The sequence below is a fragment of the Pseudomonas sp. EA_35y_Pfl2_R111 genome (genome assembly GCF_963970955.1).
Lineage (GTDB): Bacteria > Pseudomonadota > Gammaproteobacteria > Pseudomonadales > Pseudomonadaceae > Aquipseudomonas.
In genome coordinates, this window is the sequence record NZ_CAXAOM010000006.1 from 37,243 (window position 1) to 59,455 (window position 22,213).

General features: G+C 59.5%; 27 protein-coding genes and 1 pseudogene. 18 read left to right on the forward strand and 10 right to left on the reverse strand.

Translation table 11 applies throughout. The features are described 5' to 3' along the window. Positions 1-6 precede the first annotated feature (6 nt). The 4 genes from AACY25_RS19235 (at position 7) to AACY25_RS21060 (ending at position 2,906) form a co-directional block, all read left to right on the forward strand. A complete protein-coding gene (locus tag AACY25_RS19235; protein ID WP_339526792.1) occupies positions 7-1,386 on the forward strand; it encodes a glutamine synthetase family protein in 1,380 nt (459 codons plus the stop codon). Positions 1,387-1,442: 56 nt separating this feature from the next. After that, positions 1,443-2,195, forward strand: coding sequence for a substrate-binding periplasmic protein (locus AACY25_RS19240; RefSeq protein WP_339526794.1), 753 nt, complete (start codon positions 1,443-1,445; stop codon positions 2,193-2,195). 61 nt (positions 2,196-2,256) lie between these two features. After that, complete coding sequence (locus AACY25_RS19245; protein WP_339526796.1) at positions 2,257-2,742, forward strand: acyl-CoA thioesterase; 486 nt, start codon at positions 2,257-2,259, stop codon at positions 2,740-2,742. A gap of 2 nt (positions 2,743-2,744) precedes the next feature. Beyond that, the gene (locus AACY25_RS21060; protein ID WP_445262169.1) at positions 2,745-2,906 is read left to right on the forward strand and encodes a diguanylate cyclase domain-containing protein; all 162 of its coding nucleotides are present in this window, start codon (positions 2,745-2,747) and stop codon (positions 2,904-2,906) included. 4 nt (positions 2,907-2,910) lie between these two features. On the opposite strand, the gene AACY25_RS19250 is transcribed toward AACY25_RS21060, so the two are convergent. Together AACY25_RS19250 and AACY25_RS19255 are read right to left on the reverse strand one after the other, a co-directional pair. After that, entirely contained in the window at positions 2,911-4,149 is a 1,239-nt protein-coding gene (locus AACY25_RS19250; protein WP_339526798.1) for a hypothetical protein, read from the reverse strand. Between the two features lie 33 nt (positions 4,150-4,182). Next, positions 4,183-4,716: a TFIIB-type zinc ribbon-containing protein gene (locus AACY25_RS19255; protein WP_339526800.1), complete on the reverse strand. Its 534-nt coding sequence runs from the start codon at positions 4,714-4,716 to the stop codon at positions 4,183-4,185. Positions 4,717-4,836: 120 nt separating this feature from the next. On the opposite strand from AACY25_RS19255, the gene AACY25_RS19260 reads away from it, so the two are divergent. Beyond that, positions 4,837-5,238: a DUF3301 domain-containing protein gene (locus tag AACY25_RS19260; protein WP_304869797.1), complete on the forward strand. Its 402-nt coding sequence runs from the start codon at positions 4,837-4,839 to the stop codon at positions 5,236-5,238. A gap of 6 nt (positions 5,239-5,244) precedes the next feature. On the opposite strand, the gene AACY25_RS19265 is transcribed toward AACY25_RS19260, so the two are convergent. Both AACY25_RS19265 and AACY25_RS19270 read right to left on the reverse strand, forming a co-directional pair. Beyond that, entirely contained in the window at positions 5,245-5,604 is a 360-nt protein-coding gene (locus tag AACY25_RS19265; protein WP_339526804.1) for a DUF7079 family protein, read from the reverse strand. 5 nt (positions 5,605-5,609) lie between these two features. Further along, a complete protein-coding gene (locus AACY25_RS19270; RefSeq protein ID WP_339526806.1) occupies positions 5,610-6,488 on the reverse strand; it encodes an alpha/beta fold hydrolase in 879 nt (292 codons plus the stop codon). Positions 6,489-6,601: 113 nt separating this feature from the next. On the opposite strand from AACY25_RS19270, the gene AACY25_RS19275 reads away from it, so the two are divergent. Continuing rightward, positions 6,602-6,961: a hypothetical protein gene (locus AACY25_RS19275; RefSeq protein WP_339526808.1), complete on the forward strand. Its 360-nt coding sequence runs from the start codon at positions 6,602-6,604 to the stop codon at positions 6,959-6,961. Here AACY25_RS19275 and AACY25_RS19280 read toward each other — a convergent pair. Then, positions 6,881-7,918, reverse strand: a complete 1,038-nt coding sequence (locus tag AACY25_RS19280; protein ID WP_339526810.1) for a CobW family GTP-binding protein — start codon at positions 7,916-7,918, stop codon at positions 6,881-6,883. The genes AACY25_RS19275 and AACY25_RS19280 overlap by 81 nt on opposite strands. Before the next feature lie 131 nt (positions 7,919-8,049). Here AACY25_RS19280 and AACY25_RS19285 point away from each other — a divergent pair, with 131 nt between their 5' ends. Then, complete coding sequence (locus tag AACY25_RS19285; RefSeq protein WP_339526812.1) at positions 8,050-8,403, forward strand: NADH:ubiquinone oxidoreductase; 354 nt, start codon at positions 8,050-8,052, stop codon at positions 8,401-8,403. A 293-nt stretch (positions 8,404-8,696) separates the two neighbouring features. Here AACY25_RS19285 and AACY25_RS19290 read toward each other — a convergent pair whose 3' ends face one another. Genes AACY25_RS19290 through dksA form a run of 3 tightly spaced genes read right to left on the reverse strand, consistent with a single transcriptional unit; the run spans position 8,697 to position 10,986 of the window. Beyond that, a complete protein-coding gene (locus AACY25_RS19290) occupies positions 8,697-9,341 on the reverse strand; it encodes a DUF1826 domain-containing protein (protein WP_339526813.1) in 645 nt (214 codons plus the stop codon). After that, on the reverse strand, positions 9,341-10,546 hold the full coding sequence (gene zigA, locus AACY25_RS19295; protein ID WP_339526814.1) for a zinc metallochaperone GTPase ZigA: 1,206 nt from the start codon (positions 10,544-10,546) through the stop codon (positions 9,341-9,343). Before zigA ends, AACY25_RS19290 begins: the two co-directional genes overlap by 1 nt. A gap of 14 nt (positions 10,547-10,560) precedes the next feature. Further along, positions 10,561-10,986: an RNA polymerase-binding protein DksA gene (gene dksA / locus AACY25_RS19300; RefSeq protein WP_339526816.1), complete on the reverse strand. Its 426-nt coding sequence runs from the start codon at positions 10,984-10,986 to the stop codon at positions 10,561-10,563. Between the two features lie 76 nt (positions 10,987-11,062). On the opposite strand from dksA, the pseudogene folE2 reads away from it, so the two are divergent. The 3 genes and pseudogenes from folE2 to AACY25_RS19315 all read left to right on the forward strand — a co-directional run bounded on the left by folE2 (position 11,063) and on the right by AACY25_RS19315 (position 12,744). After that, a pseudogene (folE2, locus tag AACY25_RS19305) lies at positions 11,063-11,942 on the forward strand (GTP cyclohydrolase FolE2). A gap of 74 nt (positions 11,943-12,016) precedes the next feature. Beyond that, positions 12,017-12,511, forward strand: a complete 495-nt coding sequence (locus AACY25_RS19310) for a GNAT family N-acetyltransferase (protein WP_339526817.1) — start codon at positions 12,017-12,019, stop codon at positions 12,509-12,511. After that, entirely contained in the window at positions 12,508-12,744 is a 237-nt protein-coding gene (locus tag AACY25_RS19315; protein WP_339526819.1) for a hypothetical protein, read from the forward strand. Before AACY25_RS19310 ends, AACY25_RS19315 begins: the two co-directional genes overlap by 4 nt. A 208-nt stretch (positions 12,745-12,952) precedes the next feature. Here the strand turns inward: AACY25_RS19315 and AACY25_RS19320 are convergent, their stop codons facing one another. After that, complete coding sequence (locus tag AACY25_RS19320; protein ID WP_339526821.1) at positions 12,953-14,884, reverse strand: DUF2207 domain-containing protein; 1,932 nt, start codon at positions 14,882-14,884, stop codon at positions 12,953-12,955. 1 nt (position 14,885) lies between these two features. Then, entirely contained in the window at positions 14,886-15,452 is a 567-nt protein-coding gene (locus AACY25_RS19325) for a LemA family protein (RefSeq protein ID WP_339526822.1), read from the reverse strand. A gap of 322 nt (positions 15,453-15,774) precedes the next feature. Between AACY25_RS19325 and AACY25_RS19330 the strand changes: the two genes are divergently transcribed. The 8 genes from AACY25_RS19330 to AACY25_RS19365 all read left to right on the forward strand — a co-directional run bounded on the left by AACY25_RS19330 (position 15,775) and on the right by AACY25_RS19365 (position 22,139). Next, the gene (locus tag AACY25_RS19330; protein ID WP_339526824.1) at positions 15,775-17,649 is read left to right on the forward strand and encodes a DUF294 nucleotidyltransferase-like domain-containing protein; all 1,875 of its coding nucleotides are present in this window, start codon (positions 15,775-15,777) and stop codon (positions 17,647-17,649) included. Continuing rightward, positions 17,646-18,359, forward strand: a complete 714-nt coding sequence (locus AACY25_RS19335; protein ID WP_339526826.1) for a 3'-5' exonuclease — start codon at positions 17,646-17,648, stop codon at positions 18,357-18,359. Before AACY25_RS19330 ends, AACY25_RS19335 begins: the two co-directional genes overlap by 4 nt. A 110-nt stretch (positions 18,360-18,469) precedes the next feature. Then, entirely contained in the window at positions 18,470-18,682 is a 213-nt protein-coding gene (locus AACY25_RS19340) for a DUF6434 domain-containing protein (RefSeq protein WP_339526827.1), read from the forward strand. Positions 18,683-19,381: 699 nt separating this feature from the next. After that, positions 19,382-19,687 carry a hypothetical protein gene (locus AACY25_RS19345; protein WP_339526828.1) on the forward strand — a complete coding sequence of 102 codons (306 nt, stop codon included), beginning with the start codon at positions 19,382-19,384 and terminating at the stop codon, positions 19,685-19,687. Next, positions 19,687-19,971 carry a hypothetical protein gene (locus AACY25_RS19350; protein ID WP_339526829.1) on the forward strand — a complete coding sequence of 95 codons (285 nt, stop codon included), beginning with the start codon at positions 19,687-19,689 and terminating at the stop codon, positions 19,969-19,971. The genes AACY25_RS19345 and AACY25_RS19350 overlap by 1 nt, the downstream gene beginning before the upstream one ends. Positions 19,972-20,055: 84 nt before the next feature. After that, positions 20,056-20,523: a hypothetical protein gene (locus tag AACY25_RS19355; protein WP_339526830.1), complete on the forward strand. Its 468-nt coding sequence runs from the start codon at positions 20,056-20,058 to the stop codon at positions 20,521-20,523. Between the two features lie 89 nt (positions 20,524-20,612). Further along, on the forward strand, positions 20,613-21,338 hold the full coding sequence (locus AACY25_RS19360; protein ID WP_339526832.1) for a hypothetical protein: 726 nt from the start codon (positions 20,613-20,615) through the stop codon (positions 21,336-21,338). 498 nt (positions 21,339-21,836) lie between these two features. Further along, entirely contained in the window at positions 21,837-22,139 is a 303-nt protein-coding gene (locus AACY25_RS19365) for a hypothetical protein (RefSeq protein WP_339526834.1), read from the forward strand. The last annotated feature ends 74 nt before the right edge of the window (positions 22,140-22,213 follow it).

The following is a 22,213-nucleotide window of genomic DNA, read 5'->3' on the forward strand; positions in this document are numbered from 1 at the left end:
ACCACCATGCAAATCGCCGATATTCAGGAAGTACATGACTTCCTCGCCGCCCACCCCGAGGTGCGCCTGATTGAAATGATGCTGATCGACGCCAACGGCATCCCGCGCGGCAAACTACTGCACCGCGACGAGCTGCTGGCCATCTACGAGAACGGCCGGCCGCTGCCCAGCTCGATCCTGGCGCTGACCATCCAGGGCGAGGACGTGGAAGAAAGCGGCCTGGTCTGGGAGGTCGCCGACGCCGACTGCTGGACTTACCCGCTACCCGGCAGCCTGACCCTGCAACCCTGGCGCAGCACACCGACCGGCCAGTTGCAGGTGAGCATGCATCCAACGCAAGGAATGCCGGCAGCCCCAGCCGATCCGCGTCACGTACTGGTGCGCGCCATCGACCGGCTCAAGGCCGACGGCTACCACCCGGTAATGGCGGTGGAGCTGGAGTTCTACCTGCTGGATAAACAACGCGACGCCAACGGCCGCCCGCAGCCGGCACTGCAGAGCAACGGCGTGCGCCCGCAGGCGCCGCAGGTGTACGGCGTGTACGAGCTGGAGCAGCTGCAACCGTTCCTCGACGACCTTTACACCGCCTGCGAAGTACAGGGCCTACCGGTGCGCACAGCGATTTCCGAGTACGCCCCCGGCCAGGTCGAGCTGACCCTGGAACACCGCTTCGACGCACTGCAAGCCATCGATGAAGGCGTGCGCTATAAGCGCCTGGTCAAGGGCGTAGCCAACAAGCACGGGCTGCAGGCCTGCTTTATGGCCAAACCGTTTGGCGATCAGGCTGGCAGCGGTATGCATATGCATGTGAGTTTGGCGGATGAAAACGGCAACAACCTGATGGCCTGCGAGCTTTCTGACCTCGAAGGCAGACACGGCACGCTCTTGAGGCACGCCATCGGCGGCATGATGGCCACGCTGAATGACACCCTGGCGATCTTCTGCCCCAACGCCAACTCCTACCGCCGCTTCCAGGCCAACAGCTACGCGCCACTGGCCAAGAGCTGGGGTGTGAACAACCGCACCGTATCGTTCCGTGTGCCGGGCGGCCCGGCCAAGAGCCGGCATGTCGAGCACCGTATCTGCGGTGCCGATGCCAACCCCTATCTCGCGGCGGCGGCGATCCTGTCCGGTATCCATCATGGGATTAAGAACCAGATCGATCCGGGCGAGGAAATCATCGGCAACGGCTACGAGCAAGCCCGCGAAACCCTGCCCACCGACTGGCTGACCGCCCTGCGCGCGCTGGAGAACTCCAGCTGGGCCAAAGAAGCGCTGGGCGAGGACTTCCTCAAGGTGTTCCTGGCGATCAAGTGGGCCGAATTCCGTCAATTTATGGGAGAAGTGGGCGAACAGGACTGGCGCTGGTACCTGACCCACGCCTGACGCGACGGTGTGTAACAGCTAAGCTGTACAAAAAACGCACACTGGTGGAGTGGCCCATGCGCTTCTGCTTTATCCTGGCCTGCTGGCTGTACAGCACACTCGCAACAGCGGAACCGCTGCGCGTGGGCTTGGAAAATCACGATTACTACCCCTACTACAGCGCCGTAGAAGGTCAGGATTTCGATGGTTACTGCATCGCTCTGCTGCGAGCCTTTGCCACGCGCGAAGGCCTTGAGCTGGAGCTGCGCCCGCAACCGGTCAACCGCCTGTATCGCAATATGCTCAGCGGACAAAACCTCGACCTGCTGTTCCCCGACAACCCGGCCTGGGCCCGTCACGCCCGCGATGGCCAGACGCTGTACTACAGCCAGCCGGTGGTCCAGATTGTCGACGCCACCCTGGTGCGCGCTGAACGACTCGGCCGAGGGCTGCCCGCGGTCAAACGCCTGGGCATTGTCCGTGGCTTTACCGCCGAAGCCTGGCAGCCCGTGCTGGCCAAAAACGGCGTCGAGCTGGTGGAGGTTCAGGACATCCACAGCCTGCTCCGCATGCTGGAGCGCGACCGCCTGGATGCCATCTACGCCAACCCGCAAGTGGTACTGCACCAGCTACGCCAGTTGGGCCTCGACCCCGCTCAGGTGCAGCTCGACCCGCAGCTACCGCAGGTCAACACCAGCTTTCACCTGAGCAGCTACAAACATCCCGAACTGATCAAGCGCTTTGACCGCTTTCTGCTCGAAGAAGCTGCGCAATTAAGCCAGCTGCGCCAACGGTTCAACCTGCCGCAGAGCAGCGCCAGACTGCCTTAAACGCAGCCAACAGCAGGCGCCAACTGTTATGGTTGGCCTACTTCCCCGTACAGAGCCTGTTATGGAACCCGGAAACGCCCAGCTAACGATGACCGTACTGATGACCCCGGACATGGCTAACTTCTCCGGCAATGTGCACGGTGGCACCCTGCTTAAATACCTAGACGAAGTCGCCTACGCCTGCGCCAGCCGCTATGCCGGCTGCTACGTGGTGACCCTGTCGGTCGACCAAGTGGTATTCCTCAAGCCCATCCACGTTGGCGAACTGGTGACCTTTCTCGCCTCGATTAATTATGCGGGGCGCACCTCAATGGAGGTCGGCATCAAAGTCATTACGGAGAACATTCGCGAACGCTCGGTGCGTCACACCAACAGCTGCTTCTTCACCATGGTGGCGGTGGATGAACAGGGAAAGCCTGTACCCATTCCCACCCTGGAGCCGGCCACCGCCGACGCCGAACGCCGCCAGCGCCAGGCCCTGCAGCGCCGGCAGATCCGCCACGAATTGCAGCAGCGCTACCAGGCCTTGAACAAAGAAAAAAGCTGAGCGTGCAGACAAGTACATACAGCATCAGCATCAGCATCAGCATCAGCATCGGCCTGACCTGCGCCCGCCCCGGCGACAGGCTGCAACAACTGTTGCGGCGGGCGGATACCCATCTGTACGGAGCCAAAACGCAGGGGCATAACCGTATTCGCCTAGATAGTTGAGGCGCTAAAGTGGCTGGTTAGCGGGTAGACAACGTACCTGCTTAGAGTCCGGCAGCGGGCCGTTAAAGCACATACGCTGATGCTTATCATCCCAAACCGGCTGCTCGTAGGGTTGGTAGGGATTACCGCCCACCTGTGCAGGTCGCCCTAGGCGATTGAACAATACAAGCTTGGCGTCTAAGTCATGCAGCCGGGCCAGATAAGGCCTGAAGTCAGGGATCGCTACACCAACCAGAATCCGTCCAACAGGGTTACGCACGCGCCGCCAAGTCGAAACGACAGAGGGCGCCGGCTCACTCAAAACCCCGACAAAAGCCTCTGCCTTCAAAAGTGACTCACTGGCCAAACGGGCATAGGCGGGCAAGCTGTCATTGATACTCATCTGTGGTTTGTAGACCCACTGCAGGCGCCAAGCACTGACACCCAGCTCCTGCTCGAGATTCGCCTGATATCTATGCTCCGTTAGACCAGTTGCCACCATGGCGAACTCACGTTGCATGGCCCGTAACAACGAGCGCTCGTCACGGCTCAGAGGCTGTTGAATGTCCGGCTGAGGAATCAGCCCAGCTTGATACAGCACCGCTAACGCATCCAGGTTCTGCGCGACGAGCGTTACGGTGGCCATTTTCATGATCAGGTTATCGGCATTCGACAGCCACACACGCAACAGGCGAACATCCTCCTGCAGCAACGCCAGAGCATCTTCACCTTGACCCTCTTCAGCCAGTTGCAGCGCCTGCAACGAACGCAATCGATTGCCCCACAGCACCGCTGCATAGTTGGGTATCGGCTCATCCAGGCCAAGCTTTGCCACAGTATGCGGCGCATCAAGCATCAACAACTGCTGATAGCGTTGCAGCAGTTCGCGGTGCTGGCTGAGCAATGCTTGCCGTTCTGCAGGCTCATGCCTCAACCCTTGCAAGCAACCCTGCGCACCGAGCACGCACAACGCGTCCCCCGGCATCGCCAGTGGCGACACGTCTGTGCGGGGATGCGCCTCCTGACTATGCAACCGCTGGTGATAGCGCGCCACACGCTTATGACCTTCTATCTGCGGGTCGCGGCCAGCAGGCGCATCCATTCCCATAAGCTGGTAATAGGCGGGACTTTCACCCAGATTGGCAGCCGCCTGCTCAAGCCAAACCTTAGCCAGCGGACTCAACGCTTCATCTCGTGACCACAACCAGCCAACAGTAATCAACAACGTCAGGCCAGCCAGCGCCGAAACAGCCCACTTGTTCATATACAGCGTCCTGCTCCACGAATAGCTTCAGGGTCACTCGTGACCGATATAGAACAGCAGCTCGCGACGCTGCGGATGATCCTTCAGCCAGCTGCGAATATCGTCCGCGCGGGCAATGGCTTCATCCCCAACCAGCCGAGCGAAGCGTTGCCGGCGTGCTTCCTCGGAGGCTTGCTGGCGCACCTTGCGCTGCCAGGCTTCGGTGAAAATGCTCGGCATCTTGTGGCTGAGCTCCAGCGCCTTGAGCAGCTGCCACTCGCCATTATCCAGCCAGGCTTCATCGCAGCTGCCGCACAGATCCAGACGGTTACTGTGGGTGCCGCTGATCTGGAATTTACTCATCAGCTTGGCGCATTTCGGGCAGCTCAGCGCCTGCTGGCTTTCGCTGGCAGGCACCGCTTCAACCTGTGGCTGCGGTTCATCATTCTGCGGCTGGCGCTCTGCCCAGTCGCGGTAGTACAGCAGGGCCACCAAGGCGCCAGAACACTGTGGGCAGCCGTGGGCCAGCAAGCCGTCATCCAGTTTGGTTGGTTGCAACGTGGTGGTACGGCAGGCAGGACACTGCATGGGAATTCCTTTTCGAATTGGCGTGCGCGGACGCTAAAGCAACTGCTTAACGGCGACAAGCCCAGCACCAAGAACTGTGCGGCAATCGGTTAAGCTCTGCACTCTGCCGCCGGAGCCGCCATGATCGACCTCTTCGATGTATTTCTGCTGATGCTGTTCGCCACCGCCTGCGCCTGGCTGTGGCATGCCCATGGCTTGCGTGAACACGCACTTGGTTTGGTGAAACAACACTGCGCCAAATCCGACATCGAGTTGCTTGATGAAAATGTCGCCCTGCGTCGGCTCGCCCTCCTGCCCGATGCACGCGGGCGCAAGCGACTGGCGCGGGTGTATGGCTTCGAGTTCACGGTCACCGGCGAGCAGCGACATATCGGCAGCATCACCCTGTTTGGTAAACAGCTGGGGCGCATCGAGCTGGCCCCGCATCCCTTTCGCGAGCCGCCAGCGCCCAGCGCTCAGGTGATTGAGATGCAACAGTGGCGCAGTCAGCGCCAGGATTCGGATAACAGCACGCAGCATTAAGGCAGGCTAGTCGCCGTCGGGGTGAGCCAGAAACGCCACGATCTGCTGCCACTCGACGCGACATCCGTAGGTCATCGCCCGGCGCAGCAGGCGGCATTTCAAGCGGTGCCAGCGCCCAGCCAACTGATTGCGCCGGCAACCGGCAAACAGCCATTGCGGCTCGAAACCGTCCCACACCCCGGCGACCGCCCAGTGGTTAAGCCAGACCTGCGGCGCCACCTCATAGCCGTAGATATGCTGCAACTCATCCAGGCGCAGACCACTGGCGCGCAGCCGCGTGGCGATATGTCGGAGCGCCGACTGATCCAGCTCCGTGTCCAGCCACAGCTCGGAGAGAGCCAGCCAGACATCCTCACGGCAAGTCATCGGGCTTAGTCGCGCTGCAATAGAAAGTGCGTCACACGCGCGGCGCTGTCGGCCGGCTGCTCTTGCATAAAGCAGTGCCCGCCCGGCACCACATGGGCGCTGACCTGGGCATTGCTGGCACACCAGCGCGCCACCGACCTGGCAACAAAGGGGTAGCTGCGCTGGCCGTAAAGCACCTGAGTCGGCGTCGTCACCTTGGCCAGCGACGGCCATAGGCGCTTTGGAAAGGAGCTAAAGATGTCGGCCTCGCGGCTCGGCCGGCAACGCAGCTCGGCGCCCTTGTCGCTGTCTTTCAGCGCGTGCTGGATATAGGCGGCAAAGGCTTCTTCGGTCCAGCCGCGGAACATCCCACGGCCATGCAGTGCCGCGTGGGCGGCGGCGCGATCCGGCCAGATGCTGCGGCGCTTGAGTGCCTTGCTGGCCAAGGTTGTGCGCCGGCTCAAGCCGACCACATCGGACAGCGCCATCACTCCAATCATCGCTGGGCTGAACAGCACCGGATCAAGCAATACCGCACGCTGGAACAGCTGCGGTTGTTGGGCCAACATCAGGCTGGTCAGGACCCCGCCAAAGCTGTGGCCCAGTGCATACACCGGTGCATCGGCAAAGCGCTCACGACCCGCGGCAAATGCCTCCAACGCTAGCTCGGCACTGCGATTCCAGCCATGGAAACGCCCGCCATGATCACTCTCGCCGTGGCCCTGCACATCGCACAGCCACAGATCGAAGTCCTCGGCCAACAGCGCCAGCATCGGCGTATACACCCGCCCGCAATAGCCATTGCCATGCAGAAAATGCAGCACAGGCTTGCCCGAAGGCGGTGAATGCCAGCCACGCAGGGTAAAACCGGCGCTGCTGTCGTGGGACCAGGGTTGAAGGTGCATGAGCGTGCCTTGGTGATCGTATTCAGGTGGTGATTATCCGTATCGCCAGAGGACTCGTCAGTTCTATCTGACTCCGGCATGCTGGCCGTAGACCTATCAGGGAGGACGTCAGGGTGTTTGTTTTACTGGAATCCAGCCATGCAGGCTTTATCGAGCACCTGCAAGAACAACTCAGCAGTGCCGGCATCAACTGCCATGTGCTTGCCATGGGACGCGCCGCAGACGGCGAACTGCACTTTGCTATTCGCCTGCCGCTTTACAGTCACATGAGCCACGCTCGGCACCTGCTGTACCGCGACAGAATATTTGCCCTGCGTATCGACCCAGCGTTCCGCCAAGAGTGGCATGCACTGCGCGAAGCACCCAAACAGCAGGCGTTGCAGTGGGTCACCTCATCCCTGGCTCTGCGTATCAGCGCCGTGGCTGTGATGATTCTGCTGTTCGGCAGCCTGGCCGAAATACTCTGGCGCTAGTACACAGGCGGCAAACCCGATCTGCAACACCGGCACATCCTGCGCCTCGCTGAAAATCAGCTCCAGCCGCGAGTCCTTGCGCCATTCGCTGTTCTGCCAATGCAGCGCCTGGCCATCTAGAGCGTTGGCCGACAGCCAGCCGGCGTTGGTGTGCAGCACCAGCTTGGCGCGGCGCCAGGGCAAGGTGTTGAGCCACTGTTGTACGCGCATCAGCTCGAACTGCTGGCTCGGGTGCCAGCGCCAGCCGATGCTCCAGCCTTCGGCCTGTTGCTGAATCTGACAGATCGGCTCGCTCGGGCTGCGCCACAGTTGGGGCAAGGGCGCAGCGGCCGTGGGCAGGTTATCTGGCGTAGCGTCGCTATCGGCCTGGGCGCTAAACCCAGGCAGCTGTGCCAGCGGCAACGCGCCCTGACGGGTCCAGTAAATCGGTCGATCCGCCAGCTGCGCCTGAATGCGCGCCTTGCTCGCATCATCCAGCCCTTCGGCCTTGTTCAGCAGCACCAGCCCGGCACGGTTAAGCGTCGCCTGTTGACTCTCCGGCAGCGCAACACCTGCGGCCAAGGCTTGAGCGTCCAGCACCAGCAAAGGCTCCTGCACCGCCAGCACGCCAGCCCAAGGCGCTTCGCGCAGCTGTTCCAGCAGTTGCAGAGGATGGCCAAGGCCGGATGGCTCGATCAGCAGCCGCTGCGGTTTGGCCTGGCGCAATAAGCGGCTCAGGCCGACCTGGAACGGCACGCCGTTAACGCAGCACAAACAACCGCCCGCCACTTCGCCCAAGGCAACACCATCGTCATCGCTTGTTAGCAGCGCGGCGTCCAGACCAATCAAACCGAACTCATTAATCAGCACCGCCCAGCGTTCATGCACCGGACGCTGCGCCAGCAGATTACGGATCAGGCTGGTCTTGCCGGCGCCGAGCGGCCCGGCAATTACATGGGTGGGGATATTCTTCAGCACGATCGGCGCCTACCACTGTCCATCAAAAATAAGGTTCTACTGCGGTCATTCTAACGGCGGGATGCGGCCCTACGCAGACTGAATAAAAACAGCGTGCTAGAGTCGCCGGCATATTTTCAGAGGGTCAATTGATGCGCGTTTTTCTGCTGCTAAGCCTGTTCACATTGTCCGGCCTGGCCTGGGGTGAAGCCTGTGTGGTGCATAGCAAGGCCGAGCGCTTGGATGTGAAGGTGTGCCAGCAAAACCGCAGCATCCCTCCGAACCTGTTCCGCACCGGCTTCTGCCAGCCGCAGCTGAAAGGGCAGAAGGTCGCAGTGGAATTTGTCGAGCAGTGCCCAATGGGCTCCTTCGGCGTATGCCGCAACTCAACGGTCGGCGGTACGCCCTATAAACAGGATGTGCATTATTACGGCGTGGCCAGCGACGCCACCTACCTCAAGCCCTTCTGCGAGCAGCAGAGCAAGGGTGTATGGATGGCACGCTAGCAGGCCGTTGAAAAACGTTAGCGAGGCAGCCAGTGCAAGGCAAAAACAGGCAAAAAAGCGGAGTTTACGAGCTGTAAATGAGCATTTTGAGACGCCGTGTCCCGGCCTGTTTTTAACGCCGCAATGGCAACGTAGGTAGTTTTTTAACAGCCTTCTAGCCGTCATCAAAGCGTAACCCTGTCTATGTTCTAGTGGCCTTGGGTACCTCACCCCTGCATGCCGGGTCACGCGCCGGTGTGCTTTTCTGGTGCTTAAGGCTGCTTTCTCCGCAGCCTATTTTTTTTGCCTAAAAATCAGGACAGCCAATCCAGGGTCAAAAGCAGGCGCCGCTCACCGGCCGGTGGTTGCGGCGAGCGGTGAATCAGCCCGCCGCCCTCGTTGCCGATCCATTTCTCGCCTTTGGCCAGCAGCACATGGCCAGTCTCTGCACGTTCGATCAGCGCAGCATCGCTGGGCTCGGCAGCCGGATCACCAAGACGACGACGCGCCATCACGCCTTCCTCCAGCCACTCGCTGCCAATCCCCGCATAGCTGGTAATCAGCCGCACCGGCACATGGTCGACGTGAAAACGCGGGCACATGGCCTTGTCGAGAATACGCAGGCGCAGGCCGATGCGTTTGGCGTCGAACAGGCAGGCAAACGCGCCGACCAGCCAGCTCAGGTCCTGCAGAAAGGCCGCCTGGCCCGGCAGATCGCTGTAACCATCGACCAGGCCACTGAGGTTCGGCGTGCTCGCCGGGTTGGCCAGCTCGAGCACGATGGATTGCCCCAGCGGCTCGCCCTGAGCCAGCAATGCGCTGGCGAAATCGCTGATCTGCGCCGGCAACTGGCGCTGCCAGACGGCCAGGTTGACCTCATCACGCAGCACCTCGCCAAGCACGTCGATCTGCTCGCTGCTGACCTGCTGCAATGGCTGCCTCAGAACAGGTGCAAGCATCAGGCAGCCTCCTCATGCCAGGGGCCGAACGGGTCGGGCAGCGTCAGCCAGGCATCTACACCAAGGGCCATTTCCGCATCGGTCAGCAGGCAGGCGTCCAGCTCTGCAGTCAGTTGGGCGAAGTCGATGTTCTGGCCGATAAACACCAGCTCCTGGCGGCAGTCGCCGGTCTGTGCCTCCCAGTTTTTCATAATGGCCTGCAGCCCCTCTTCGTCCGTCGGCCATTGCGCCTTGGGCACAAAGCGCCACCAGCGCCCGGCAAAGCCATAACGCATCAGGCCACCGGCCTGGGACCAGCTGCCGGCCTCCTGGTACTTGCTGGCCAGCCAGAAGAAGCCCTTGCTGCGCAGCAGGCGGCCGTTGGTCCATTCACGGTTGATAAAGTTGAAGAAACGCTCGGGATGCAGCGGCTTGCGCGCGCGGTAAGCCGTGGACGCAATGCCGTATTCCTCGGTTTCCGGGATGTGTTCGCCGCGTAGCTCCTTAAGCCAGCCGGGTGCCTGGGCGGCGCGCTCGAAATCGAAACGGCCGGTGTTAAGGATCTTCTCCAGCGGCACCGCGCCCATGGCCATCGGCACAATTTCGGCGTGGGTGTTAAGGCCCTTGAGGATGGCCATCAGCTCTTCACGCTCGTGGCTGCTGATCAGGTCGATCTTGCTGATCAGCAGTACATCGGCGAATTCCACCTGCTCAATCAGCAGGTCGGTGATTGAGCGCTCGTCCTCCTCGCCCAGGGTTTCGCCACGGCTGGCCAGGCTTTCGGCCTCGTGGAAATCGCGTAGGAAATTCACCCCATCGACCACCGTCACCATGCAGTCCAGGCGCGCCACATCGGCCAGGCTCTGGCCGTCTTCACCGCGGAAGGTAAAGGTCTCGGCCACCGGCAGCGGTTCGGAAATCCCGGTGGATTCGATCAGCAGGTAATCGAAGTGGCCATCGCGGGCCAGGCGACCAACTTCTTCCAGCAGATCTTCGCGCAGGGTGCAGCAGATGCAGCCGTTGCTCATCTCCACGAGTTTTTCTTCGGCGCGGTTCAGGCTGACATCACGCTGAACTTCGCTGCCATCGATATTGATCTCGCTCATATCGTTGACGATTACCGCCACCTTCAGTCCCTGACGGTTTTTCAGGATGGCGTTGAGCAGGGTGCTTTTACCGGCACCGAGAAAGCCGGACAGCACGGTTACGGGAAGGCGTTTGGTCATGGTTTCAGGCTCCATCAAAATTCTGCGTGGCGCAGGTGCTTTTCGCGTTGTTCCTGGCGCTCTTTGGCTTCGATACAAAGGCTCGCGGTGGGCCGCAGCAGCAGACGCTTGAGGCCGATTGGCTCACCGGTCTCAGCGCACCAGCCGTACTCACCACGGGCCAGGCGGTCGAGGGATTCGTCGATCTTGTCGAGCAGCTTCTTTTCCCGCTCCAGCAGGCGCAGCTGCCACTGGCGCTGCTCTTCGGCGCTACCAATGTCAGCGGGGTCGCTGCTGGTTTCCCGCTCGCGCAGGCCTTCAAACTCTTCGGCAATCCGCGTTTGCAGTTCGCCGCGCTGGTTGAGCAGCAGCGTGCGGAAGAACTGCTGCTGCGCGGCGTTCATGTAGTCATCCGCCGGCTGGGCGAGCAGCTCGGCGTGGGTGAGCGGTGTTTCGATCATCGTCAGGATTCGCTGGCTTTGTAATTTACTTGTTATAACATAACATTTAAACCCACAGCCAAGCGGCAGATTTCTGATGAACGCACTGACCTTGCCGGACATAGCCGCGCAAACGCCTGCCCATGCACAGGCTCTGGACTGGGTCGGCATGCAGGAAATAGCGCTGCCGATCAACCTGGCCGGGCAACGCATCAATGCCCGCGCCGACGTCGGGGTCAGCCTGGATGATGGCAATGCCCGCGGCATTCATATGTCGCGCCTGTACCTGGCGTTGAATGCGCTGGAGCACCATGCACTGCGCCCGGCGACGCTGCGGCAGTTGCTGGGTGAGTTTCTCGATAGTCATCAGGACCTGTCGCAGCAGGCGTCCATCGCCTTGCGCGGCGAGGCCTTGCTCAGCCGTCCGGCGCTGGTCAGCCCCCTCGCCGGATGGAAGGCCTATCCCTTCGAAGTGCTTGCACGCCAGGATTCATGGGGGTTTCACGTGGAACTGCAGGTAGAAGTTGCCTACTCCTCGACCTGCCCCTGCTCCGCCGCACTGGCGCGCCAGGTGATCCAGCAACGCTTTATCGAGGACTTCGCCAACCAGCCGCTGGATCACGCGCAACTGCTGGCCTGGCTCGGTTCGCCCCACGGCATTGCCGCCACGCCGCACAGCCAGCGCAGCTACGCCCCCCTGCAAGTCCGCCTGCAGGCGCAGGCCGCTGAATTGCCGCTGGTTGAGCTGATTGATTGCCGCCGAACAGGCCCTCGGCACCGCCGTGCAAACCGCCGTAAAGCGCGCCGATGAACAGGCCTTTGCCCTGGCCAACGGACAGAACCTGATGTTCTGCGAAGACGCCGCCCGCCGTCTGCACAGCGCTCTGCTGCTACAGCCCGAGCTAAGCGCCTTCCAGCTGCGCGTGGTACATGCCGAAAGCCTGCACGCCCACGATGCGGTGGCCGCTAGCACCTGAAACTGGCGCTGAGACGATTTACCTGACCAGCCCCCGGCGCTAACCTGCTGGGCGGCCCAGTACAGGTAATCCCGATGACAACTCCGCTGCCCACTGCGCTCAACCTGCGGGCCTACCAACCCCAGGATCTGCCTCATGTAGTCGCCCTGTTTCAGGCCTCAGTCAGCCAGCTGACCAGTCAGCACTACAACGCGACACAGCGTCAGGCCTGGGCACCGAAGGTCGCAGACCTAACGGCATGGCAAACACGTTTGGCATCAATTGAGCTACTAATTGCCGAAGATAGCCAGGTTATCGCCGGTTTTATTGGTTTTAGTCTGGATGGACATATTGACCTGCTGTACTGCGCGCCGAGCCATGCCCGCCAGGGCGTCGCCAGCGCCTTGTATGCCGCTGCCGAGGAGCGTCTGCGGGCGGTGGGTGCCCGCGAGGTTTCTACCGAGGCCAGTCTGGTGGCCCAGGCATTTTTTGCTAGCCAGGGATTTTCTGTGCAGCAGGCACAGACGGTGACGCGCGGCGCTGTTATTTTGCCGCGCATGCTGATGCGCAAAACCCTGGAGCCGCGATGAACACCCTGACGATTATCCTGCTGGTCGCCGTGGTGCTGGCCGCCTGCGCCCTGGCGCTGTGGAGCTGGCGCAACCAAATCAAACTGGAGAAGCTCGATGAGCGGATCAACCGACAGAGCGAGCTGATCGAACAGCTCGACAGCGTGCTGGAAAACCCGCAGCTCAGCGAAGCCGAGCAGCTGGCGAAAAGCGAAGCCTTGCTGGCCAAGCTGCAGGAAACGCGTAAGCCTTAGTGTCGCGACAGGGTTCAACTGTCACAAACCTGTAGGAACCGCGGGGATGCCTAATCCATGCGTGCGAATCGCGGGCATGGCCCGCTCCTACAAACCAATGGCCGGAGCGGCCTTGGCCGCGATGTTGTTGCATTGACCGTGATCGCGGGCAATAACTGGGCGTCCCCCCGCTCCTACAAAAGCGTCCGCCACCTAGCTGAACCGCGCTCTACCAGCCGCCGCCTCCCCCGCCGCCACCGCCACCGCCGGACGAACCGCCCCCGGAAGAACCACCGCCGCCGCCCGATGAACTGCTCGATGGCGGCGAGGAGGCCAGCGCCGTGGCGCTGCTCAGACCGGCAGCCAGGGCGGCGCTCATGGCCAGCGGGGTGCTGAAACTGCTGCGGCTGTGATACCAGTCGGGTTGATAGTCACGCTGCGTCGGGTCGATCAGACCATTGGCCAGCGCCTCGCTAAAGCGTGCGCTCCACTTGTCCTCCACGCCCAGGGCCATAGCGTAAGGCAGGTGTTTTTCGTACAGCGCGATACTCATCGCCGGGGCATTGCCGGCCAGGGCCAGCGCGTCGCTTTCCGCCAGTTGCAGGTAGTCGCGATAGCCTTCCAGCTGATCAAGCAAACGGCGCCCTTCGACAGATGGCGCTGGCAGCAGGTAATAGAACAGCACCACCACCAGCACATACACACAGAGCAGCAGCAAGGCCGGCACCGACGCCGCGTCGCTGAGCATCCACAGGCCAATCGGCACCGGCCAGACAAACATCAAACCCGCCAGGCCCAGGCCGATCTGCTTGCCAAAACTGGGCTGATGCCAGGCCATATACAAGACAAACAGTGAGGGCACGCCAAAGCCCAGGGTAAACATCACCCCGGCCAAGCCGGTGGCTATATCGTCCTCACCCTGCGCCCCGGCAAACACCATCAGCAGGCACGCGACCAACGCCCAAACCAGACCCCAGGCCCAGATGCCACGGTTGTTGCTGAACCAGGCCTTGCCTTGGATTTGCAGCTGAGTGGTCAGCCCGGCTACGGCATCGGCCAGGCGCGGCTCGTAATCACTGCCAATCTCCAGAGCGATGCCTTCCTTGTTGGCCGGGAACAGGCGCTTGCGCAGGTCGCGATCACCCTCGCTGAAGTCATCCCGCTCACCCGTGCCACGGGCCAGGGTAAAGCCGCCGCCGCGCGGCTTGTCTTCGATATGCAGGTGCTTGCGGATCGCCATATCGGTGAGCCACACACTGAACGCCCGCGCATTCTGATAAGCGCCCTTCAAACCGCGATGCCAGAGGTAGCCGGCCTGCACCGCGCTCATGCCCTGCGGGGCTTCAAACAGCGGAATGATCAGACCTTTTTCAGGGTCGCGGCCAACCCGGTCCCAGGCGCGCAGATAAAAAATCACCAGGCCGATCAGCAGCAGTACGCCCAGGCACAGGCCGAGGTTATCCAGCAACAGAGAGCCCAGGCGCTGTGCTACACCCGGCCGCGCCACCATGCCCGCTGGCCAATCCACGGCCACCGTCAGGCCATGGTAGGCCGGCAAAGCTTGCGTGGTGGCCAGACGCAGGTAGTCGTCGCGCTGCTCAAGCACCTCGTATGCCTTGCCCTGCTCACCGCCCGCCCCGGTATAGGCGGCAAAATCACCAATCCGCGCACCCGGCGGCAAATGCACCTCGACCGAGGCCTGAAGAATCGGGAAGACCCACTGATTACCGGTGACGTTCCAATACAGCTCGTCGGTAGTGGCGTGATGCAACAGCTGGCGCTCAACCCGATAACGCAGCTCGTATTGATAGCGCCCCGGTTGCAGCAGGTGGTCCGCCGAACCGAGGTAATAGCGCACCCAGCTGCCGTTCTGTTCGACACGCGCCCGCTCCGCCTGGCCATCGCGGCTCACTCCAAGCAGGGTTATCGGGCTGCTTTGCAACAAGCCCAGGGGCAAGCTGTAACTGACCGGCAGATCACGGTAGATACCGCGCTTGATCTGCTCACCCTCGGCCTGCACGGTAATCCGCTCGGTCACCAGCAGGTTGCCGTCCGGCTGCACCTGCAAGGTCACGGCAAAGTCTTCAATCACCTCGGCTGCGGCAGCCCACAGCGGCAGCAGGCAAAGGCTCAACAGGGCAAAACGCAGCACTCGCAGCATGTCAAAACTCCATTTTTGGCGACTGAGCGTCACGCGGGTCATCCAGGCTGAAGTACTCTGCCTGGGTAAAGGCAAAGGGCCGTGCCACCAGGTTGCTCGGCACCGACTCGACCAGCACATTCAGCTCACGCACGGCGCCGTTGTAGTAACGCCGAGCCATCTGGATATGGTTCTCGACGTCGGTGATATTGCGCTGCAGGTCGAGGAACTGGCCGTCAGCTTTGAGCGCGGGGTAATCCTCGACTAGGGCAAACAGCTGGCGTAGCTGGGTGCTCAGGTGCGCCTCCACCGGGGCCCGCTCACCCAGCGGCGAATCGGCCAACTGCACCGCGCGCATACGCTCCTGTACCAGTGCCTGCAGGGTGCCCTGCTCGTAGCTCATGTACTGGCGCGCGCACTCGACCAGCGCCGGAATCAGACTGGCGCGGCGCTTGAGCTGCACGTCAATGCCGCTCCAGGCCTCGGCCACCCGCGCGCAGTTAAACACCAAGCGGTTGTAGTAATAAATCGCCAAACCCGCGAGCGCCAACAGCAGCGCCAGCACCACCCAGAATCCCGCACCTTGCATAGCCACTCCTTAAAAGCAGGTCGTTAAAACAGCTCGGTCTTAATTACAGGCTGCGAACAGCGCTAGCGGGTTTCGCACTCGCGTAGGAGCGGGCCATGCCCGCGATGTTCTTCTATTGATCTCAATCGCGGGCAAGTTGGAGCTCCGCCCAGCCGCTCCTCCAAGGACCGAGCATTACGCACTCAGCATAGCCGTGGAGATCCGACTATCTGATCATCCTCGCTGGCGCTAAGCCCTGACCGCCACACCCAGTAACGCCAGCAGGGCGGACAGCACCCGGTAATCGCCGTATCCTCTAGTGCCAGCCACTGCGAGGCACCCCATGCAGATCGAGTTACTGGAAATCCGCGATCACCTGCAGCGCTTCCCGCCCTTCGATGCGCTACCTGAAGACAGCCTCGACGCCATTGCCCGCCAAGTCGAAGTGACCTACTTCAAGGCCGGCAGCGATATCCTCCTGTATGGCGCCGCCATCCACGAGCTGCACTATGTGCGCAGTGGTGCGGTGGAAATCTACCGACGCAACGGCGAACTGTACAACCGCCTGAGCGAGGGCGATATCTTCGGCCAGGCTGGTCTGCTGCGCAGCAACAAAGTGCGCTTTCCGGCGCGGGCCTTTGAAGACAGCCTGATCTACTTTATCCCCGCCACGTTGTTCGCCCAGCTGTGCGAAGAGCACGACGGCTTTGCCGAATTCGTCGAGGCCGAAGGCCAGTCGCGGCTGAAATCCGCGGTGGAAAGCCAGGGCCAGGCCAGCGAACTGATCCAGCTCAAGGTGCGCAAGCTGATCTCGCGCACGCCGGTCTGCGTCAGCCTGGAAACGCCTGTGCAACAGGCCGCCCAGCTGATGACCGAGCAAAGCGTATCCTCACTGGTGATTGTCGACGGCGAGGCCGCCAGCGCCGCGATGGTTGGCATCCTCACTGACCGCGACCTGCGTACGCGTGTACTCGCCGCTGGGCTGGAAGGCAATACGCCGGTAAGCCAGGTGATGACACCCGAGCCGTTTACCGTACAGGCCGATGACAGCGTGTTCGACGCCATGCTGTGCATGCTGCGCCACAATATCCACCACCTGCCGGTGGTACAGCGGCGCCGGCCGATTGGCCTGATCAACCTCAGCGATATCATCCGCTACGAGTCGCAGAGCAGCCTGTACCTGGTCAACTCGATCTTCAACCAACCCAATGTCGCAGGCCTGCAAAGCCTGCTGGCGGCCCTGCGCGGCACCTTTGTGCGCATGGTCAACGAACAGGCCACCGCGCATATGGTCGGCAGCGCCATGGCCGGTATCGGCCGCGCCTTTACCCAGCGCCTGCTGGAGCTGGCCGAACAGAAACTCGGACCGCCGCCCGTGCCCTACTGCTTTATGGTCGCCGGCTCCATGGCCCGCGACGAACAGCTGCTGGTCACCGATCAGGACAACGCCCTGGTGCTTGATGACCGCTTCGACCCAGCACAGCACGACGCGTACTTCGCCGCCCTCGCCCAGTTCGTCAGCGACGGCCTGGCCGCCTGCGGCTACACCTACTGCAAGGGCGGCATCATGGCCAGCAACGCCCAGTGGCGGCAGCCGCTGAGCGTTTGGCGCGGCTACTTCAACCAGTGGATCGACAAACCCAAACCGCAAACCCTGCTGCACAGCTGCATCTTCTTTGATCTCGACGGCGTGTATGGCGAGTTCGAACTGGTGGAAAACCTCAAAGATCTGCTCGCGCAGAAGGCTAGCAGCAACCCGGCCTTCCTCGCCGCCCTGGCGCGCAACGCTCTCAACCGCACGCCGCCGCTGGGCTTCTTCCGCACCTTTGTGATGGAAACCGACGGCCAGCAGAAGAACATCATCAACCTCAAAGGTCGCGGCACCGCGCCACTCACCGACCTGATTCGCGTGCACGCCCTGGCCTGCGGCAGCAAGGCGCAGAACTCCCTGGAGCGCCTCGACGCCATCGGCAAAACCAAACTGCTGCAGCCCGAGGCCATCAGCCAGCTGCGCTACGCCCTGGAATTTCTCAGCCTGGTACGCGCCCGCCACCAGGCCATGGCCGCCGCCGATGGCGCGCAGCCGAACAACTACATCGAGCCGGAAAAAGTCTCAGCCAGTGATCGGCACAACCTCAAGGAAGCCTTTCAGGTGATTAGCAACGCGCAGAAATTCCTGCGTTTCCGTTACCCCGCGCAACCGGGCAAAAGCCTGTGACGCCGAAGCTCGCCACGCCGCTAGACTGGGCCGCACGCTTTGCCGAACTCGCCGCCAGCGCCACCGACCCACGCTTGCAAGCCTTCTACCAGGCCGGCTGTGTGGCCGCTGACACCCCGTTGGAGCAAGTGCCACTGCTGGCCCTGGACGTGGAAACCACCGGCCTGGACGCCAACCAGCACGCCATCGTCAGCCTCGGCCTGCTGCCCTTCAACCTGCAACGCATCCGCTGCGGCGCGGCGCACTACTGGGTGGTCAAACCGGCCTGCGAGCTGAGCGGCGAATCGGTGACCTTCCACCACATCACCCACTCGGATATCCGCCATGCCCCGCGTCTGGGGCAGATACTCGACGAGCTGCTGACCGCCATGGCCGGCAAGGTGATGGTGGTGCATTACCGCACCATCGAGCGCAGCTTTCTCGACCAGGCACTGCGCCAGCAATTGGGTGAGGGTTTACAGTTCCCAGTTATCGACACCATGCAGCTGGAAGCGCGCCTGTACCCCAAGCGTCAGCCGGGCTGGCTGGGCCGTTTGTTGGGCCGGCAACCGGTGTCGATTCGTTTGGCTGATAGTCGCCTGCGTTACAACCTGCCGATGTACCAGGCGCACCATGCGTTGACCGATGCGCTGGCAACCGCGGAGCTGCTGCAGGCGCAGGTGGCGACGCGGTTTGCAGTAGATACGCCGGTAGGGGAACTATGGAGTTGAGACAAACCTTCAGGAACGAAATTGGGCGACACAAACCATCACGATTGATTTGTAAGCCGACCACCTCATGTAAATAACCCAGCCCGCATGACTACTTCGAGCAAACCAAGATGAATAGTTTCGACTGGCACAGCGACACGATAACGGCCCAAACACCGATCACTACGACCTATCGAAATACGCAAAATGTTCGCCGGTTTTTAACTGACGCTTGCGGACCGAGCTTCCAATTTAATCGCGCGTTTATGGCTTGGATAAAAGACGGGTCGCCCAAAACAATGGGCGACGTGGCGACAGAATGGCTGCGGCGCCAGCAACAGTAACGACGGAATTAGCAACGTAGGACGGGTTGAACATCGCGATACCCATCAATACTCGGCTATTACATAGTCGCTCGACACGCACCCTAAGTGCTGATGTTCTGGTAGCGCCCTAGGGCAGGTCACTTGATTCGCTACGCTCACCCTTCGGGCCAGCCTGCGGCTGTTACTACGCTTCGCCCCGTTGCTTTGCTGCGCACGAGCGAACGTAATCAGAGAGCGCGCAGCTGCATCCGGATTTCGCTAAGCTGCACTTCCCTTTCTCCGGGCCTGCACTGGGAGCCGCGTACATGGGCCATCTTTAGCCCGTTATGTGGGGCCGCCCTCGGTATCTCGCCGCATCCATGCGTCTCATCCTCCTACGCAACACCTACGCTCGACCTTCCGGTGGGGAGTTGGCACGCGGCTAACCTTCAGTGGCTGACGGGAGAAAAGCCAAAACGAAACCTAGCCGGACCTGCGTTACCGGCCGCGCCATGGACAGCCTAGGCTCGAATGAACTAGCTTCTGGCTCAAACCTGCAGCATTACGCCAGCAGGCCGGGCACGCCGTCCTTCATGTCGCGTTTACCTCGAAGTACTGTCGCGTTGCTGCGAAGAAACTTCAATGTAGGCATAGGCTTAGCCGACGACTAGGAAGTTTATGCGACAAGCATTGCGACATACCTGTCGCATAATTAATAGTTATAGCCAGTAGGTAATCATGAGCAGACACAAAGCAAAGAAAACCCACAAACCGCCTCGTGACCATAACACTGGAAGTTTTGTTATAAACGCACTCGCTGAAGAAAAGTGGGACTACAGAACAGCCGAAGGAATAGCAAAACAAATTCATAGGCCAATCCAAGAAATAAAAATAATATTGGAAACAGACCCAAGAGTGCGTCAATCCGTAATGAGATCTCGTTCGGGGTCCGGGCTATATACACTCAAGAAAAAACGTTCTGTTTTTAAAGACCTACTAACAGCCTTCAGGGCAATGAATTCAGATAAGCTAGGTGATGAATAATGACCTGGCAAGAAGCGGCTTTTTATGGCGTCATAGGTGGAGCCCTGCCAGAAATTTTGGCGCTTTATAATCTTAGACACACCAACAAGAATGAAAAACCAGCATGGCTTGGCTCACCTTTTTATTGGCTAGTTACGTCTGTAATGGTTCTGCTTGGCGGAGCAACTGTTGTTCTATATCAAAAGGTTGGAATAAACGTTAACGAATTTATGGCAGTACACCTAGGTATTGCCACACCGCTTCTAATATCAACTGCAACAAAAGAAAAGCCTAAAATAAATTGAGCAAGCTATAACAATTGGTTCAAACCGTTCGCTTCGCTCTCTGGGACGGGCTAAAGCCCGCCCCTTAACCAAATGTTAGGCTCTATGTTTACATATACAGAATTCAGCAAGCTTGGTAAGAAACTCCTGAGCGATAGCATTAATTTTGAACGCTATCCTGGTCTTTACTATGTAACATACCCACAATATTCATTTACTGTCCCAGACGGTGAAGAGACTATAAGAATTTCTAGGGCGCCAAAGACATCAAACGATGACGGAATGAAGTTTTGGCTAGCCAGTGAATGGCTTGCTGGCTGGCACGGAAAAGAGGAATTGTTTTCCTCATATATCACAGATAGCGCCTTTGAAAAAATCACAGAAGATGAGATGAATTTTGAAATATTCACCCAATGCTCAGGCTTAATTTCGCCACCACCACTGCCAGTTATTGGCGGGCAGGAATTCATAGGGGCGCTAATGATGTACTCATTAAAAACAGAATTTATTATTTCTATATTTGCCGAGTACACCAATGAGTATTTACATTTTTACTGGGACACAACGGCCTAACAAGTGGTTCAAACCGTTCACTTCGCTCACTGGGACGGGCTAAAGCCCGCCCCTTAACCAAACGTTAGAGCTACTCAGGGATACACATTATGAATTTTTCAGGAATTTTATTTTTCACTACGCTATTACTACCGTTCACGGCAATTGCTTGCCCAGCCGGCATGCAGTTTAACGGGCATGTTTGCAGTCCTCCGTATGAATATACGGGCTGGGACTTGATGCGCGACCGTCGGGCTGCCATTGATGCCATTGGCTCCGACACACTTTATAAAAACAACTACGCAAATGCACTACCTCCTGAGGAGTTTAAAAGATTGGAAGAACTCAGGAAACGGGTAGAAAAAGAAACAGAGGACAAAAAACAAGCACATGCAAAAGGTGTCTGGGATTTTGGTTCCACATCCACCCCTGAAGGGAATCTGTGCGCGGCGGTGTTTTCCAAATACAGTTACGAATACAAAGAATACAAGCCCGAGCATGGGGGGCTTGTGACGGTCATGGGATTCCAAAACCCCAAACCAGATGCGTGGCTAATTTTTCATGGCGTGGGGCTGCCCAAGTCAAAAGACGTGACCAAGCTGAAAATCACCCTCCAGCAGGACGATGAGCCAGCCCAAACCATCCAGGTATTCAATTACATGGAATCAAGGGAGATTGGCACGATTCTGTTTGCCGTCCCCGGGCTAACTGCGATGCTGAACGGGATGAGTGACAAGCAAAGATTCAGGTTGTCCGATAACGGGAAAATGCTATTGGATATCGAATGGCACAGCGCCGCACCGGTCATCGAAAAACTTAAGCAGTGCGCAAAATAGCGCGGCGGCACGTATTCGGTAGCTCGGCGCGTGCAGCTCTAACAATTCATTCAAGCCGACGCCGCTTCGCGGCGCGGCTTAATTCAGGCGTTAGGAGGCAAGGATGCTCGCAGCCAAGGCGCGGCCGAAATATTTGTTCGTAGCGCTCATACATGTGCTACCAGTTGCACTCGTCACAGTAATATCCATTTTCATGTACTCATCTCTTAAATCTGAGTGTCATATAAGCAATGTATTACAAGGAAAAATGAGAGAACGCTTATCAAAAATAGAATTGCAGTCAGTTCGCCCCAGCCCCAGTATCTGCCCAACATTGTTCTTTTACATGGGGGATGACGGCTCTGCTGGTTGTGCGCAGGGGGTTGAAAATATATTCCGCGGGCCTGAAATTTATTTTGGCAGCTGCGGTTGAGTACAAGCTCCTAACAAATAGTTCAAACCGCTCGCTACGCCCACTGGGACGGGATAAAGCCCGCCCTTAACCAAACGTCAGGCCACATGATGATTATCTTCGCTATTTATATTTGTCTACTTATGACCATCACGGCGCTTGCTTTTGCAAAGCTAAAACCAAAATGTGTCTCATCCGATCGTATGCGTGCATTTAATCGCTGGACGTGGTCAATTACTGTACTTGCGACGTTGGCCAGCATTCTGTTCTCTTGGCCTGTCAATATTTACTCAATGGACAGCCTTTGGCGGCCTGCAGGCGCAGCTTTTAATGCATCAACCGTATGGTCATTTGTGCTGCTCGGAGCAACGGTAATTCGATATTTCATCTTCCGTGATCAGCGCGCTTAACTTGAAAGCAGCATCGCTTGGCGTCAGATTGCAATCTCGGTACGATCGTTCTCCACAGCAGCAATCCTCATAAC